Origin of the sequence: Lentzea sp. (assembly GCF_036380075.1) — a bacterium.
Taxonomy (GTDB): domain Bacteria; phylum Actinomycetota; class Actinomycetes; order Mycobacteriales; family Pseudonocardiaceae; genus Lentzea.
Genome location: NZ_DASVFL010000259.1, coordinates 1 through 14,765, shown reverse-complemented (window position 1 = coordinate 14,765; position 14,765 = coordinate 1). Strand labels below are relative to the sequence as shown.

Annotated in this window: 14 protein-coding genes and 1 pseudogene; 2 read left to right on the top strand and 13 right to left on the bottom strand. The window is 71.6% G+C overall.

From position 1 onward, the window contains the following. The 12 genes from VF330_RS28165 to VF330_RS28110 form a co-directional block, all read right to left on the bottom strand. Positions 1 to 1,197 carry a cytochrome P450 gene (locus tag VF330_RS28165; protein WP_330854706.1) on the bottom strand — a complete coding sequence of 399 codons (1,197 nt, stop codon included), beginning with the start codon at positions 1,195 to 1,197 and terminating at the stop codon, positions 1 to 3. A gap of 13 nt (positions 1,198 to 1,210) precedes the next feature. Beyond that, positions 1,211 to 1,993: an ABC transporter permease gene (locus VF330_RS28160; RefSeq protein WP_330854705.1), complete on the bottom strand. Its 783-nt coding sequence runs from the start codon at positions 1,991 to 1,993 to the stop codon at positions 1,211 to 1,213. Continuing rightward, positions 1,990 to 2,925: an ATP-binding cassette domain-containing protein gene (locus VF330_RS28155; RefSeq protein WP_330854704.1), complete on the bottom strand. Its 936-nt coding sequence runs from the start codon at positions 2,923 to 2,925 to the stop codon at positions 1,990 to 1,992. Before VF330_RS28155 ends, VF330_RS28160 begins: the two co-directional genes overlap by 4 nt. Positions 2,926 to 2,936: 11 nt before the next feature. Further along, a complete protein-coding gene (locus VF330_RS28150) occupies positions 2,937 to 3,779 on the bottom strand; it encodes a DUF4097 family beta strand repeat-containing protein (protein WP_330854703.1) in 843 nt (280 codons plus the stop codon). 69 nt (positions 3,780 to 3,848) lie between these two features. Continuing rightward, the gene (locus tag VF330_RS28145) at positions 3,849 to 4,373 is read right to left on the bottom strand and encodes a ribbon-helix-helix protein, CopG family (RefSeq protein ID WP_330854702.1); all 525 of its coding nucleotides are present in this window, start codon (positions 4,371 to 4,373) and stop codon (positions 3,849 to 3,851) included. Between the two features lie 67 nt (positions 4,374 to 4,440). After that, positions 4,441 to 5,253: a TIGR02452 family protein gene (locus VF330_RS28140; protein WP_330854701.1), complete on the bottom strand. Its 813-nt coding sequence runs from the start codon at positions 5,251 to 5,253 to the stop codon at positions 4,441 to 4,443. Between the two features lie 44 nt (positions 5,254 to 5,297). Further along, on the bottom strand, positions 5,298 to 6,284 hold the full coding sequence (locus tag VF330_RS28135) for a hypothetical protein (protein ID WP_330854700.1): 987 nt from the start codon (positions 6,282 to 6,284) through the stop codon (positions 5,298 to 5,300). A gap of 52 nt (positions 6,285 to 6,336) precedes the next feature. Further along, on the bottom strand, positions 6,337 to 6,762 hold the full coding sequence (locus tag VF330_RS28130) for a universal stress protein (RefSeq protein ID WP_330854699.1): 426 nt from the start codon (positions 6,760 to 6,762) through the stop codon (positions 6,337 to 6,339). A 2-nt stretch (positions 6,763 to 6,764) separates the two neighbouring features. Beyond that, the gene (locus VF330_RS28125; protein WP_414675466.1) at positions 6,765 to 8,006 is read right to left on the bottom strand and encodes an SLC13 family permease; all 1,242 of its coding nucleotides are present in this window, start codon (positions 8,004 to 8,006) and stop codon (positions 6,765 to 6,767) included. 241 nt (positions 8,007 to 8,247) lie between these two features. Further along, positions 8,248 to 8,706, bottom strand: coding sequence for a (2Fe-2S)-binding protein (locus VF330_RS28120; RefSeq protein ID WP_330854698.1), 459 nt, complete (start codon positions 8,704 to 8,706; stop codon positions 8,248 to 8,250). A gap of 11 nt (positions 8,707 to 8,717) precedes the next feature. Continuing rightward, complete coding sequence (locus tag VF330_RS28115; RefSeq protein ID WP_330854697.1) at positions 8,718 to 10,931, bottom strand: xanthine dehydrogenase family protein molybdopterin-binding subunit; 2,214 nt, start codon at positions 10,929 to 10,931, stop codon at positions 8,718 to 8,720. 73 nt (positions 10,932 to 11,004) lie between these two features. Beyond that, entirely contained in the window at positions 11,005 to 12,519 is a 1,515-nt protein-coding gene (locus VF330_RS28110; RefSeq protein WP_330854696.1) for an ABC-F family ATP-binding cassette domain-containing protein, read from the bottom strand. Positions 12,520 to 12,665: 146 nt separating this feature from the next. On the opposite strand from VF330_RS28110, the gene VF330_RS28105 reads away from it, so the two are divergent. Next, on the top strand, positions 12,666 to 13,370 hold the full coding sequence (locus VF330_RS28105; RefSeq protein WP_330854695.1) for a class I SAM-dependent methyltransferase: 705 nt from the start codon (positions 12,666 to 12,668) through the stop codon (positions 13,368 to 13,370). A 116-nt stretch (positions 13,371 to 13,486) separates the two neighbouring features. Further along, entirely contained in the window at positions 13,487 to 14,296 is an 810-nt protein-coding gene (locus VF330_RS28100) for a sensor histidine kinase (protein WP_330854694.1), read from the top strand. On the opposite strand, the pseudogene VF330_RS28095 reads toward VF330_RS28100, so the two are convergent. Next, positions 14,254 to 14,765 (bottom strand): annotated as a pseudogene (locus tag VF330_RS28095) (hypothetical protein); the annotation flags it as partial. The gene VF330_RS28100 and the pseudogene VF330_RS28095 overlap by 43 nt on opposite strands.

The window sequence follows — 14,765 nt, the reverse complement described above, 5'->3', positions numbered from 1 at the left end:
CTACTCCCAGGTGACCGGGAGGGCGTGCACTCCGTAGATGGTCATGTCCGTCCTGAGCCTGACCTCCCGCGCCGGCACGGCCAGTTCCAGCGCCGGGAAGCGGCGCAGCAGCCCTTCGAACCCGGCGCGCATCTCGATGCGGGCCAGCTGCTGGCCGAGGCACTGGTGCACGCCGTGCCCGAACGCCAGGTGACCCCGTGCGTTGCGGTGGACGTCCAGCGAGTCGGCGTTCTCGTAGCGCTCGGGGTCGTGGTTGCCGGCCAGCAGCGACAGCACGACCGTCGAGCCCTCGCGGATGGTCTCACCGTGGAACTCGATGTCCTCCGCCGCGTACCGGAAGAAGACGTCGGCGACGGTGAGGTAGCGCAGCAGCTCCTCGACGGCGTCCGGGATCCGCTCCGGCGCCGACCGCAACGCGGCCATCTGCTCCGGGTGTCCCAGCAGCGCGAACGTGCCGAGCGCCAGCATGTTCGCGGTCGTCTCGTGCCCGGCGAGCAGCAGCAGGAACGACATGCCGACGAGCTCCGCGATGCCGAGGTCCTCGTCGCGGGCCAGGTCGGACAGCAGGTCGTCACCGGGTTCGGCGCGCTTGGCCGTGATCAGCTCGGTCAGGAAGGTGCTGACCGCCACGTAGGCCGCCATCTTGGCATCGAGGTCGATGTCGCGTTCCAGGATCCTGGCGGAGTTGGTCTGGAACGTCTCGCGGTCGGCGTACGGGACGCCGAGCATCTCGCAGATCACCAGTGACGGCACGGGAAGCGCGAACCCGGCCACCAGGTCGACCGGCGGGGTGAGCTTCGCCAGCTCGTCGAGCTGCCGTTCGGTGATCTCGGCGATGCGTTCCTCCAGCGCCTTCATCCGCCGGACGGTGAACGCGCCGGTGAGCTTGCGCCGCAGCCGGGTGTGGTCGGGCGCGTCCATGCTGAGGAACAGGCCGGGCTCCTGCGGCGACGGCTCGGTGAACTCGGGCATCCCGGGCGTCGCGTAGGGCATGTGCAGGACGCCCAGGTCCTGACGCGAGCTGAACCTGGTGTCCGCCAACGCCTGCCGGACGGCGTCGTAGCCGGTGATGAGCCAGCCCTCGTGGCCGTCGGGGAAGAGCATCGGACTGACCGGGCGGGTCGAACGCACCGACGTGATCGCGCTGGGCGGGTCGAACGGGGTCACGTCGCGGTCCATGGGAAGGCCGTGCAGCATGACGGGATCTCCTTCAGCGGGTGGATTCGCGGTTGAAGAGCTTCTTGGACCACAGGTAGCCACCGAACCCGATGACGGCGCACCAGCCGAGCGCGATGTAGCCGCTGTTGCCGATCGGCACGCCGGTGAGCAGGCCGCGCAGGGCGTCGATGAACGGTGTGAAGGGCTGGTACTCGGCGAACCACCGCAGCACCGCCGGCATCGAGTCGGTGGGCACGAACCCGTTGCCGAAGAACGGCAGCAGGATCAGCGGCAGGCCGATGTTGCTCGACCCCTCGACGGTCTTGCTCGCGAGGCCGAGCGCGGCGGAGAGCCAGATCATCGCGAACGACATGGCGGTCAGCAGACTGGCCAGCGCGAGCCAGTCGAGGGCGCTCGCCTGCGGCCGGAAGCCGATCGCGACGGCGACGCCGAAGACGAACGCCATGGCGAGGACCGTCTGGACCAGGCTGCCCACGACGTGCCCGGTCAGCACGGACACGCGGGCGATCTTCATGGTGCGGAACCGGTCGACGATGCCCTCGGTCATGTCCATCGCGATCGAGATGCTCGTGCCCTGCACCGCCGCGGTGACCGACATCAGGATGATCGTCGGCGTCACGTAGGCGAGGTACTCGGCCCGGCCACCGGACGGTCCGCCGAGCCCGGCGCCGAGCGTGCCGCCGAAGACGTAGACGAACAGCAGCAGGAACACGACCGGCATGATCAGGAGCTGGAACGTCAGCGACGGGTAGCGGACCATCCGCCGCAGGTTTCGGCGCACCATCGTCGCCGAGTCGGTCAGCACGTGCGTCATGGCTGCTCCACCTTCTGCCGGCCGCCGGTGAGGGCGAGGAAGACGTCGTCGAGGTCGGGGGTGTGGGTGCTGATCGACTCGACCGGCACGGCGAACTCGTCGAGGCGGTCGAGCAACGCCTTGAGCGAGCTGACGCTGCCGTCGTTCGGCACGCGCAACGCCAGCGCGTCCCCGTCGCGGGAGGCGTCGCGCACGACCCCCGCGGCAGCTTCGAGGTCGCGGAGGTCGGCGAACTGGAGCAGGACGTGCCCGCCGGGGATGCGGCGCTTGAGCTCGTCCGCGGTGCCCTCGGCGACGATCCGGCCGTGGTCCAGCACGGCGATCCGGTCGGCGAGCTCGTCGGCCTCCTCCAGGTACTGCGTGGTGAGGAAGATCGTGACGCCGCTCGCCACCAGCTCCCGCACGATCTGCCACATGGCGCGGCGGCTGCGCGGGTCGAGGCCGGTGGTCGGCTCGTCGAGGAAGATCACCTCGGGCGACCCGACGAGCGTCATGGCGAGGTCGAGCCGGCGCCGCATGCCGCCGGAGTAGGCCGACGCCGGCTTGTCCGCCGCGTCCACCAGGTCGAACTGGGCGAGCAGCTCGTCCGCCCTGCGCCTGCCCTGCTCGCGGCCGAGGTGGTGCAGGTCGGCCATCAGCTTCAGGTTCTCGCGGCCGGTCATCAGGTTGTCGACGGCGGAGAACTGGCCGGTGACGCCGATCGCGCCGCGGACTCCGTCGGGGTCGTTCGCCACGTCGTGGCCCGCGACGGACGCGCTGCCGCCGTCCGCCCCGATCAGCGTGGACAGGATCTTGACCATGGTGGTCTTGCCGGCGCCGTTCGCGCCGAGCAACGAGAAGACGGTGCCGCGCCGGACGTCGAGGTCGACGCCCTTGAGCACCTCGTGGTCGCCGTAGGACCGGCGCAGGCCCCTGGCCGTGATCGCGTTCATGACCAGTCCCCTCAGGCCCGGCGGACGGCGATGTCGCCGAAGGACGTGTGTGCGGTGACCTTGACGGTCTGGGCGGCGTCGCCGGGGCCGTCGCTGCCGTCGAGGGTGTTGGTGACGCGGCCGAACGACGTCTTGGCGTCGATCCACGCGGCGGTGCCCTGCGCGATGCCGACCTCGATGCCGCCCATCGCGGTGTTCAGCGTGACGGTGTCGCTGACGACCTCGCCGACCTCGACGGACCCCATCGCCGTCCTGGCCTCCACGAACGCCGCGGCGCGTTCGACGCGGATGTCGCCGTTGGCGGAACGGGCCCGCAGCTCGCCTTCGACCGTGCCGACGTCGATGTGGCCGTTGGAGTTCTTGACGACCAGCGCGCCGCCGACCGCGCCGACGCGGATGTGGCCGCTGCCGGTCTTGACCTCGGCGTTGCCCGTGACGGTGCCGACCTTGACCTGGCCGGCGCCGGTGTCGGCCTTGAGCGGGCCGGTGCGGTCGAGGTGGATGTTGCCCGCGGACAGGTCGGCCTCGGTCGCGCCGAGCACCCCGGTGGTGCGGATGCTGCCCGCCGTCACGTCGAGGTCCGCCCTGGACCCGGCCGGCAGCTCGATCACGACGTCGACGGACCGGGTCTTCCTGGAGAAGTCGAACGTGCGCTTGGGCCCGCGCACCACCAGCGTGCCGTCGGCGTAGTCGATCGTGGTCTTCCGCGCGGCCTCGACGTCCGAGGAGTCGGACGAGTCGGAGGGCCGCACGTCGACGGTCGTGGTGGCGCGCTCGGACGCGACGAGCTGGACGTGCCCCGCGTAGACGTCGAGCAGTACGGAAATCGGTTCCGGTGTGTCGTAAGAAGGCATGGCTGTCCCCTCAGAAGGTGTCGGTGGTGCATCCCCGCAGGTCGGGGCGAAGTGGTGCGGTGAGTGGGGCTAGCGGACCCAGCCGACGAAACGCGTCGCGCCGGTGATGCTGCTCGTGACCGCCTCGGCGACGGACTCGCGCTTCGGGTTCAGCTGGGCGGACGCGGCGCGCACGAGCCACGCGTTGACCGAACGGCCCTCCTTGGCCGCGGCCTCGTCGATCGCGGCCTTGAGCGGTTCGGGCAGGCGGACGTTGATGCGCACCGTGGTGCCGTCGTCGAAGCCGGCCACCACGTCCTCGGCGGGAGCCGCGGGAACGGGGTCCGGCGCGACGGCGGGCGCCGGCTCCGGCACGCGCCGCGTCACGACGAACTTGGGGTCGCGGCCCCGCAGCAGCACCTGCACCGAGTCCGGTGCCAGGTCCGCGGTGATCTCGTCGGCGGCGGCGGACAGCGCTTCGAGCAGTGCCAGCCGGATCGCCGACTCCATCGTCACGGTCAACCGCTCGACCAGCGCGTTCGCCTCGCCGCCGCCGGTCTCGACGGCGGTCAGCAGCTCGCGGCCGAGGGAAGCCACATACGGGGTCAGATCCATGGCACCACTATGGCACACGGTGGCACCACCGGCAAGCAAATCTGGCTCAGTTTGGCATCATGTTGGCTCAGCGCAGGTCAGGAGTGGTGCCACCGTGGCTCAGCGCGTCGGCGAACGCCTGGAACGTGGGCGCGCCCGCCTGGCGGTCGAGGACGGCGAAGACGACGTGCTCGAAGTAGCGGTTGTCCCTGAGCGCGAGGGCGAAGATCTTCGCGACGGTCCCGGGGTCGTTGCCGAACACACCGCAGCCCCACGCGCCCAGGACGAGCCGGCGGTGACCGTGCGACGCGGCGACGTGCAGCACGCGGATCGTGCGGCGGAGCAGCGCGAGGGGGATGTCGTCGGCGCGTTCGGGCTGCTCGCGCAGGATCGCCGCGCGGTTGGGCGCGGCGGCGGTGAGGAACGAGACCTCGTACGGCTCCGGCAGCAGGTTCCCGTCGTCGTCGCGGAACACCGGCACGCGCGGCGAGTAGATCACGCGGTCGCTGTAGGCGAGGTCGCGGTCCGCGCGGTGGTGGGCGTAGAAGTCGCCGGCGGCGAGCAGGCACGGGTGCAGCGCGGAGGCGTAGGCGATGCTCTCCTCCTGCGCCACCCTGCCGTTCAGGAAACCGCCGCCGGGCTTGCGGGCCGACGCGAAGTTCAGCGCGGCGACGTCACCGCCGAGCCGGCGGGCGGCGTCCAAAGTGGACTTGTTGGTGACGTCGATCCGCGTGCCCGCGGTCTCCGAGGGCAGTGGCAGCACCTCGCCGGGCAGGTGGAGCCGGGTGCCCGCGACCGCGCGGGCGACGTCGACGACGACCTCGCCCGCACCGGTGGAGTACGAACCCCGCTCCGAGATCTCGACGGTTTCCTGGGCGATCGCGCGCAGCCTGGTGCTCATGGTGCCGTCGAGTCTGACGAGCTTTCCGCGGCGCGCCAAGCGAGTTAGATCCGGGCGTAGACCTCGGCGACCGCGCCGAACGCGGCCTTGGGCTCCCAGGAGCCGTCGTCGAGGACCTTCACGATGCCGGGACTGGCCATGTCGAGGTCACGACCCGGGTCGTCCGGCCGGTGCGGGTGGCTGCCGAGCGAGAACAGGTAGACGAACGCGCCGTCGACGTTCTCCTCCTCCAGGACCTGCAACACCTCACGCAGGTACGTGGCCTGTTCCTCCTCGTCGCGGACGTAGCCGTCCTTCACGCGCGTCGGCCGGCCGGTCTCGTCGTGCTCGACGATCTCCATGCTGCGCGGTGCCACTGCCCCCGAACCGCGCCACGCCGCCGTGTTGAAGCCGGTGATCGCGACGGGCTTGCCCTGCGCCACCACGTTCCTGATGCTCTCGGCGTAGACGCCCGCGACCTCGGCGGACCGGATCAGCTCGAACGACTTGATGTCGAACAGGTCCCAGTCGGGGTTCTCGAACGGGATGCACGCGTAGGTGAGCCTGCCGCCGAAGTGCTCGCGCACCACGCCGACGGCCTCCGCGAGGAACGCGTTGAGCTTCCCGGCCACCTCCCGCATCCGCTCGGGCTGTCCGAGCAGCTGCCCCAGGCGCTGCAGGACGTCGTCGCCGGGCAGGAAGCCGGAGTTCATGATGCTGAGCTCGACGCCCGTCACGAAGACGACCTCGGCGCCCCGCTGCCGGACGCGCTCGGCCCCGCGGGCGCAGTCGGCGAACAGGCCGAGGATCTCGTCCGGCGTCAGCTCCAGCGGGTACGGCGAGAACCAGATTTCCAGTCCCAGGTCCGCGGCGACCTCCGCGGCCCGTTCGAGGCGGTCCGCATCACCGCCGACGAGGTGGACGGCGTTGCAGTGCAGGTCGTCGCGGATGACGGTCAGGTCGCTGCGGACCGCGTCGAGGTCGAACTCCTCGACCGAGAACTCTCCGTGGCGCACGAAACCGGTGTCGTACGCAATGCCCTTGGCTCGCATGGCCGCAGGCTATGCGAGAAAAGTGCGTGAACGCAAGTTTGCGTGTGAGCAATTATGTCGGCCAGACGAGGAGCACCGGGCAGGGCGCGTGGTCGACGACGAACCGGGTCGCCGGGCCGAGGCTGCGCGGACCGGCGTGGCTCACGTCGCCGTCGCGGCACAGGACGAGCAGGGACGCTTCCCGTGCCGCGGCGACGACCTCGTGCTCGACCCGGCCGACGCGGGTCTCCTTGGCGCACGGACGCCCCAAGCGGTCGGCCGCCGCGTCCAGGAGCCGGGTGGCGTGGTCGGCGGCGAGGTCGTCCACCCGCGTGCCGGGGTCGAGCGACGAGTGGCGGCCGAACAACCCGGCGAACGCGCCGTGGGCCGCGCCGGCCGCGTCGCTGACGTGCACCAGCAGGAACTCCCCCTGCTGGTCGCGGGCCGCGTCGACGCAGTCCTGCCAGGTGTCGTCGGCGATCCACACGACCACCGTCATGGTCATCCTCCGATCAGCTGAAGGGACGCCCACAGTGCCACGACGGCGCCGACGAGGGTGGCAGGCACGGCGAGGAGTCCCAGCTTGGTGAACTCCGGCAGGTGCACCTCGGCGTCGTGGTCGTGCACGATCCGCCGCCACAGCAACGTCGCGAGCGACCCGGCGTAGGTGAGGTTGGGCCCGAGGTTCACGCCGAGCAGCACCGCCAGCACCGCGCCGGACCCGAACGGCACGACCAGCGGCAGCAGCACGAGCACGGCGGGCAGGTTGTTGATGACGTTGGCCAGCACGGCGGCGACCGCGGCGAGGCCGAGCAGCGCCCACAGCCCGTTGCCGCCGGGGAGGGCGTGCCGGAGCAGGTCGTCGAGGCCGTTGTCGACGACGGCCCGCACGACGAGGCCCAGACCGAGCACGAACGCGAGGAACGGCAGCGACGTCGCCTTCACGAGCTTCACGACCGTCGTGCGCTTCCTGGCGAGCGCCCTGACCGCCATGACCACCGCGCCCGCGCACGCCGCCCACGCCGGGTCGATCCCGGTGGCCGACGCGACCACGAACCCGACCAGCGTCAGCCCGACGGTGGCCAGCGCGAACACCGGCAGCTCCGGCGCCGGCGCGGTCTCCGGCGCGTGCACCGGCGCGCCCAGGTCGGCGCGGAAGAACCGCCGGAACACCACGTACTCGGCCAGGATCGCGACCAGCCACGGCAACGCCATCAGCGCCGCGAAGCGCGTGAAGCTCAGTCCGCTGGACGCGAACGCCAGCAGGTTCGTCAGGTTCGACACCGGCAGCAGCAGCGACGCGCTGTTGGACAGGTGTGTGCACGCGTAGACGTGCGGCTTCGGCCTGATGCCCAGCTGTGCGGCCGTGGCGAACACCACGGGCGTGAGCAGCACGACCGTCGCGTCGAGACTGAGCACCGCCGTGGTCATCGACGCCGTGACGAACACACCGCCCAGCAACCTCTGCGGTCTGCCACCGGACGCACGGGCCATCCACGTGCCGCAGGCGTGGAAGAGCCCCTCGTCGTCGCAGAGCTGCGCGAGCACGAGGATCGCGGCCAGGAACCCGATCACGGGCCCCAGCCGCACCGCCTCGTCCACGGCGTGTTCGACCGGCAGCGCGCCCACGAGCACGACGAGGACCGCCGCCGGCACCGCGACGACCGCCTCCGGCCAGCCCCACGGCCGGACGACCGCGCAGACGAGCACGGCGACGAGCAACAACGCGGACAGCGCCAGCACGGGGATCCTCCTGCGCCGGCGGATCCGGCTTCGTGGCCGCGCTGATGCTAGGCGCTGTCCTGCAAGTCCGTTCGATGAGAGTCACGGTCGAGCGTCCCGGAGGCGGTGCCGCCGCGGCGTCCTCATACCGGGCGTATCCGGGCGCTGCGGCGGCGCCGCCTCCGGGGCCCTCGGCCGCGACTATCGCGGACGAGACTTGCAGGACAGCGCCTGGGTCGTGCGGTCCGGGGGCGCCGATCAGCTACGCCATCTTCGCCGCCGCGCTCTTGATGGCCTGCCGGATGCGGAAGTAGGTGCCGCACCGGCACACGTTCGCGATCCTGTCGATGTCGTCGTCCGAAATCTCCTTCTTCGTCCGGAGCAACGCGACGGCGGCCATGATCTGGCCCGGCTGGCAGTAGCCGCACTGGGCGACGTCCTGCTCCAGCCACGCCTCCTGGACCGGGTGCAGGTCGTCGCCGGAGGCCAGGCCCTCGATCGTGGTGACCTCCTGCCCCGCGCACTCCGCGACGGGCGTGACGCACGGCTGGATCTCCGCGCCGTTCAGGTGGGACGTGCAGGCGCGGCAGACGCCGATGCCGCAGCCGAACTTCGGGCCGCGCACGCCGAGCTTGTCGCGCAGCACCCACAGCAGTGCCAGGTCGGCCGGGGCCTCGACGGTGACGGGCTTCCCGTTGACGATCATCGTGTAGCTGGGCACAGGACGCTCCTTCAGCGCGGGAACGGCTCGAAGTCGACGGGGAAGATGATCGGGAAGCTGCGCGGCACCACACCGGTGGCCCGCGCGTAGGCGTTGGCGATCGCGCCCACCGCGGCCGGCACGCCCAGCTCGCCCGCGCCGCCCGGTTCGCCGGTCGCGGGCATCACGTGGATCCGCACGTCCAACGGCGCGTCCTTCTGCCGTGCGTAGTGGAACTGCGAGTACGAACCCTCCAGCGGCAGGCCCTTGTCGATGTGCAGACCGGCGCGCAACGTCGTGGAGATGGCGTCGGTCAGCCCGCCGAGCATCTGCGCCTCCAGGCCGCGCGGGTTGATCGGGCGGCCGACGTCGACCGCGATGACCGCCTTGACCACGCGCGGGTTCTTCGGGTCGCGGGCGTCGATCTCGACCAGGCAGGCCGTGCACGACTTGTACTCGTCGTGGAACGCCACGCCCTGCGCGAACCCCGGCGGCATCGCACGTCCCCACTGCCCCTCGGCCGCGACCTTGTCGAGCACGGCGCGTTGGCGGGCGTCCTTGAGGAACTCGCGGCGGAACGCGACCGGGTCCTTGCCCATCTTCTTCGCGAGCTGGTCGACCAAGATCTCCTCGGCGCCGCGGGTGTTCGCCGAGTAGACCGACCGCCATGAGCCCGTGTGCATCCGCAGCGGGACCTCGTTGAGCAACGACGTGACGACGCCGAAGTTGTAAGGCACCTTGCACGTCGTGAGGAACACCGTCTGCGCGAACGAGAGGTTGCCGCCGACCGGCAGTTTCGCGGCCGTGGCGGTGAGGATCTCGCCGAGGCCGTGCCGGAAGTCGGTCTCCACCGAAGCCACGCGGTGCTCGAACGTCAGCACGTTGCCGAGCCCGAACGTCGCCCGCAGCTTGTGGTGGCTCGCGGCGCGCGCCCGGCCGTGGCGCAGGTCGTCGGTGCGCGACCACATGAGCTTCACCGGGCGCCGCAACGCCTTCGAGATCTGCGCGGCCTCGATCGCCGCGTCGAAGAAGAGCCTGCGGCCGAACGACCCGCCGCCCTGCACGACGTGCACCTCGACGGCGGCCTCGGGCAGTCCGATGGCCGCCGCGATGGTCTGCCGCGCCACGATCGGCGACTTGAGGCCCGCCCAGATCTCCGCGCGGTCGTCGCGCACGTCCGCGATCGCCGAGTTCGTCTCCATCGGCGCGTGGCTGACGAACGCGAAGTCGAACTCCATGTCGACGTGCTGGGTCAGCAACGGCGGCACGACGAACGGCAGTGCGGCGGCCCGCAGCTTGTCGCGGATCTCCTTGTCCGACAACGAGTCGATGGTGCCGGCGTTCCACGTGACCTTCAGCGCGTCCCGGGCGGCCATGGCCTGTCCGAACGTCTCCGCGACCACCGCGACGCCCGTCGGCACCACGCCGATGGCGAGCACGCCGGGCATCGACCTGGCGGCGCCGGAGTCGACCGACCGCACCGAGCCGTTGATCGTCGGCGGCCGGCGCACGACCGTCGGCATCGCGCCGGGCACGTCGTGGTCGAGCGTGTACTCGAACTGACCGGTGACCATCGCGCGGGCGTCGATCCGCGACTGCGGCGTGCCGACCAGCCGGTGCTCGCTCGCCGGTTTCGGTTGCGCGGCGAAGACCCCGGTGAGCTGCGCCGCGGCCGACGTCAGCAGCCCGTAGGCGATCGAGCGGCCGTCCGGCAGGACCACCGCCCCGTCCCTCGTGGACAGCTCCGCCACGGCGACGCCCTGCTGCCGTGACGCCGCCGCCAGCAGCCTGGCCCGCGCGACCGCCGCCGCCCGGCGGACCGGCCCGTACACCGACCGGATCGTGTTGGAACCGCCGGTGAGCTGGTTCATCAGCAGCTCGGGACGCGCGTCGGCGAGCACGACGCGCACCCGGTCGAGCGGCAGGTCGAGCTCCTCCGCGACGAGCATCGCGGTGGCGGTGGTGATGCCCTGCCCGACCTCGCAGCGGGGCAGTTCGAGGGTGACGACGCCGTCCTCGCCGACGCTGAGCACGGCGAGCGCGCCCTCCGTCGGCGCGCCGGCCAGGATGAGGACGTCGCCGAGATCGAGGATCTCGGCCGGTTGCGGCAGCGTGGGGACCACGGCCTCGGCGGTACCGGGCACGGCGACGGTGAGCACCGGCGCCGCGACCAGGAACGCGAGGAACTGCCGGCGGCGCACGGGGACCCGGGCTCCGGGGACCGGGACTTCGTTGTCACAGGTCATGCATTCGTCAACGATGCAAATCCGGCCTGGGTACGACCTTCAGCCGAACGGACGAAGAATCCGGCCGAGACGTTCATCCGACCTGGACCACTTCGAGCACCTGTCCCCTCCACCTCCGGCGCAGCGACCGGTCGTGCGACGCCACGATCACCGCGCCGGGATAGCCGTCGAGCGCGGCTTCCAGCTCCTCCACCAGCGCGAGCGACAGGTGGTTGGTCGGCTCGTCGAGCAGCAGCACGTCGGCCTCGCGCCGCAGCAACCGCGCGAGTGCGAGCCGTCGCTGCTGCCCGACCGACAACGCGCCCGCCGGAGTCGTGAAGTCGTAGCGCCGGAATAGTCCCAGCGCCTCCAGTTCCGCCGCACTCCCGCCGAACGCCTCCAGCACGGTCCGCTTCGGTTGGCGTACAACGGTTTCCTGCGGCAGGTAGCCGACCTTGCCGTTGCGGACCACCGTGCCGTGGCGCGGTTCGCGCACGCCCGCCAGCACGTCGAGCAACGTCGACTTGCCGGAGCCGTTCGGTCCCGTCACCAGCAACCGCTGCCCGGCCTCGACCTTCAGCTCGCCGAACTCCAGAACCGCGCCCTCGCGCACGGCCGCGTCGAGCGTCGCTCTGAGCCGCAACGGTTCCGGCGGTTTCGGCACCGGATCGGCGCGCAGCCGCTCCAGCCGTTCGGAGGCGCTGCGCACCCTCGTCCGGATCGACGCCTGCACGCGCCGGCCGTCGCCGTTGTACTTGCACTTGTTGTGGTCGGGGATCGCACGTCCCGGCGCGACGCGATGCGCCGTCGTGCCACGCCACCGCGTCCAGTGCCCGATCTCGCCGGCCCACTCCGCGTGGGCCTGCCCCCAACGCCGCCGTGCCGCCTTCTTCTCGGCGACGTAGCCCGCGTACCCGTTGCCGAACCGGGTGACCGTCCGGTTGTCGACCTCGACGATCGCCGTGGTGACGCGGTCCAGCAGCAACCGGTCGTGCGTGACCACGACCAGCGTGCCCCGGTGGCGTCGCAGCCGCGTCTCCAGCCAGTCCAGCGCCTGGTCGTCGAGGTGGTTGGTGGGTTCGTCGAGCAGCAGCAGTGCCGGGTTGGCGGACACCACGGCGGCCAGCGCGAGCCGGGCCCGTTCGCCGCCGGACATCGTGCCCAGGCGCCGGTCCCGGTCCATGTCCACGCCGAGCGCGGACATGGCGGCCTCGACCCGTGCGTCGGCCGAGTAGCCGTCGCGCAGCTCGAACGCGGTGAGCAGCTCACCCAGCTCGTCCAGCCGCTGCTCCTCGGCGGCGACGGCGATCCGCCGCTCCAGCAGGCGGAGCTCGGCGAGCGCGGCGTCGACCGCGTCGCCGACCGTCGCGCCGCCGGGCAGGTCCAGCACCTGCGCGAGGTACCCGACCCCGCGCGCCTCGACGACCACCTCGCCGTCGTCCGGCACGTCCTGGGCGGCCATCAGCCGCAGCAACGTCGACTTGCCAGAGCCGTTCTCCCCGACGACGCCGACCTTCTCGCCGGGCCGGACCGCCAGCGAGACGTCGTCCAGCACCCGCCGGTGGCCGTACCTCTTGATGATCTTCCTGAGCGTCAGCTGACCTGACACGGCGAACTCCCCACAGCCGGAAACGAACACGGGTCGCGGTGGTGGAGTCAGAAGATCATGAGGTCAAGGCTCCCATACACCGTACGAGAGCGCAACGGGGAAAGCCTCGGCGCCGGTAAGATCGGCTCCTCTGCCTCGGGGGTGGCGTGAACCGGAACATCCGCACGGTCGACGACGTCCTGACGTTGCTGGACGGCCTGTTCGCGCCGGGAGCCGACCGCTGGACCGCCGCGGCGGGCGACTGGTGGGACCGCTTCTACGCCGACCGCTCGCGCGACGTCCCGTTCTTCGTGGCGCTGCCGGACGAGAACCTGGCCGGCTACCTGGACCGCGGCCTGCTCACACCCGGCAGGGCCCTCGACGTCGGCTGCGGGCCCGGCCGCAACAGCGCCTTCCTGGCGCGCAACGGGTTCCAGGTCGACGCCGTGGACATCTCGGCCACCGCCGTCACGTGGGCGGCGGAACGGGCGGAGGGACTAGGCGTGCGGTTCCGTCACGGCGACGCGTTCACGACCGAGGGCTCGTACGACCTGGTCTACGACTCGGGCTGCTTCCACCACCTGCCGCCGCACCGCCGGGTCAGCTACCTCGCCCTGCTCGACCGCGTGCTGGAGCCCGGCGGCCACTTCGCCCTCACCTGCTTCACCGACGAGGAGGGCACCGCCGCGCCGGACGCCGAGCTCTACCGGCGAGGGGGCCTGGCGGGTGGAGTCGGCTATAGCCGGGACGACCTGCGGTGGATCTTCCAGGACCTCACCGAGGTCGAGCTGCGCCGCATGACCGAGCAGCCCGCCGGCTCCGCGACGTTCGGGAGGTCCTTCCTCTGGACGGCGCTGTTCCGAAAGGACTGACCGGACACCGGTGTCCGGCAGGCGGAAACCCCAGGCCCCGCCACCTGCGAAAGTAGGGACTATCCCCTGCTGGAGTAGGTGATCCGGAGCACAAAACCGGCAGTATCGTCACCCGCGTGACGCGGGCGGAGGACCTGGTGCCGGTGCTGCTCGTGGCAGCGCTGGAGACCTGGCGCGACACGTGGCCGGTGGGCATGGGCGCCCTCGCGGTCGCCGCGCTGACCGGCCTGTGCCTGCACACCCGGCGCCTGCTCGCGCGGTCGCTGCAGGACCGGGCCGACCTGGAACGCGAGCTACTGGCCGAACGCGCCAGGGCCGACGAGCGCACCCGGCTGGCCTCGGAGATGCACGACGTCGTCACGCACCGCCTGAACCTGATGGTGCTGCACGCGGGCGCGTTGCGGATGGCCGCGAAGGACGACGGCGTGCGCGAGGCCTCCGAGGAGCTGCGCACCGCGGGCCGCCAGGCGTTGGCGGAGATGCGCGACCTGGTCGGCGTGCTGCGCTCCGGCCGCACCGCCCGCATCCCGGACGTGCTGCCCGACCGCCTGTCCAGCCTGGTGGCCGACTCCGCCGCCACGGGCCTGGAGATCACCCTGACCGAGCACGGCAACGCCGACATCATCTCCCCCGCCGTGCGCCGCACGATGTACCGCGTTGTCCAGGAGTCGCTGACGAACGTGCACAAGCACGCCCCCGGCGCCCAGACCGAGATCACCATCCACTGTGGACCGAGCACCGTCCGGGCCGTCATCCGCAACACGCCGCCCGCCTCCACGCCGGACACCGCCCCACCGCGTTCCGGCAAGGGCCTGCTGGGCCTGCGCGGCCGCGTGGAGATGGTCGGCGGCACCCTCACCGCGGGCCCGACGGACGACGGCGGCTACGAGGTGGACGCGGTGCTGCCCTCGTTCGTGCCGACCTGACCCAGCGCGAGCGCGATCCGCCGCCGCACCAGCAGCCGCGTCTGGTGCACGTCCTCGCTCACCCCGAGCCCCGGCCGCCGCTCGAACCGGTCGTAGCTGCGGCTGAGCAGCCAGTGCGCGGCCTCCGGCGTGATCGGGGCCAGCCGCACCTGCTGCCCGAGCCGCTCCAGCGCCTCGTCGACCCGCCGCGTGAGGAACGCGTGCCGCGTGAGGCTGCCGCTGATCTCGTCGACCATGAACACCATGGCGTGCCGCTCACCGCCGTAGGCGTAGCCGCACAGCAGCGCCAGGTAGCCCGCGTCGATCGACCGGTCCCCGATCCAGCACTCCCCGAACGCCAGCGTCCCGAGGTCCCACCGCGGTCTCGGCTGTTCGAGGGCCCCCTCCCGAGCCCACTGCCCGGACAGCCCCGGCAGCAGATGTCCCAGCGCCGTCAGCAACGCCGCGCTGCGCCGGCTGGGCACCTCCC

What these genes read in the sequence shown, in the direction of transcription:
- VF330_RS28165 (WP_330854706.1), bottom strand. Translation starts at nt 1,197, where the DNA reads ATGCTGCACGGCCTTCCCATGGACCGCGACGTGACCCCGTTCGACCCG.
- VF330_RS28160 (WP_330854705.1), bottom strand. Translation starts at nt 1,993, where the DNA reads ATGACGCACGTGCTGACCGACTCGGCGACGATGGTGCGCCGAAACCTG.
- VF330_RS28155 (WP_330854704.1), bottom strand. Translation starts at nt 2,925, where the DNA reads ATGAACGCGATCACGGCCAGGGGCCTGCGCCGGTCCTACGGCGACCAC.
- VF330_RS28150 (WP_330854703.1), bottom strand. Translation starts at nt 3,779, where the DNA reads ATGCCTTCTTACGACACACCGGAACCGATTTCCGTACTGCTCGACGTC.
- VF330_RS28145 (WP_330854702.1), bottom strand. Translation starts at nt 4,373, where the DNA reads ATGGATCTGACCCCGTATGTGGCTTCCCTCGGCCGCGAGCTGCTGACC.
- VF330_RS28140 (WP_330854701.1), bottom strand. Translation starts at nt 5,253, where the DNA reads ATGAGCACCAGGCTGCGCGCGATCGCCCAGGAAACCGTCGAGATCTCG.
- VF330_RS28135 (WP_330854700.1), bottom strand. Translation starts at nt 6,284, where the DNA reads ATGCGAGCCAAGGGCATTGCGTACGACACCGGTTTCGTGCGCCACGGA.
- VF330_RS28130 (WP_330854699.1), bottom strand. Translation starts at nt 6,762, where the DNA reads ATGACGGTGGTCGTGTGGATCGCCGACGACACCTGGCAGGACTGCGTC.
- VF330_RS28115 (WP_330854697.1), bottom strand. Translation starts at nt 10,931, where the DNA reads ATGACCTGTGACAACGAAGTCCCGGTCCCCGGAGCCCGGGTCCCCGTG.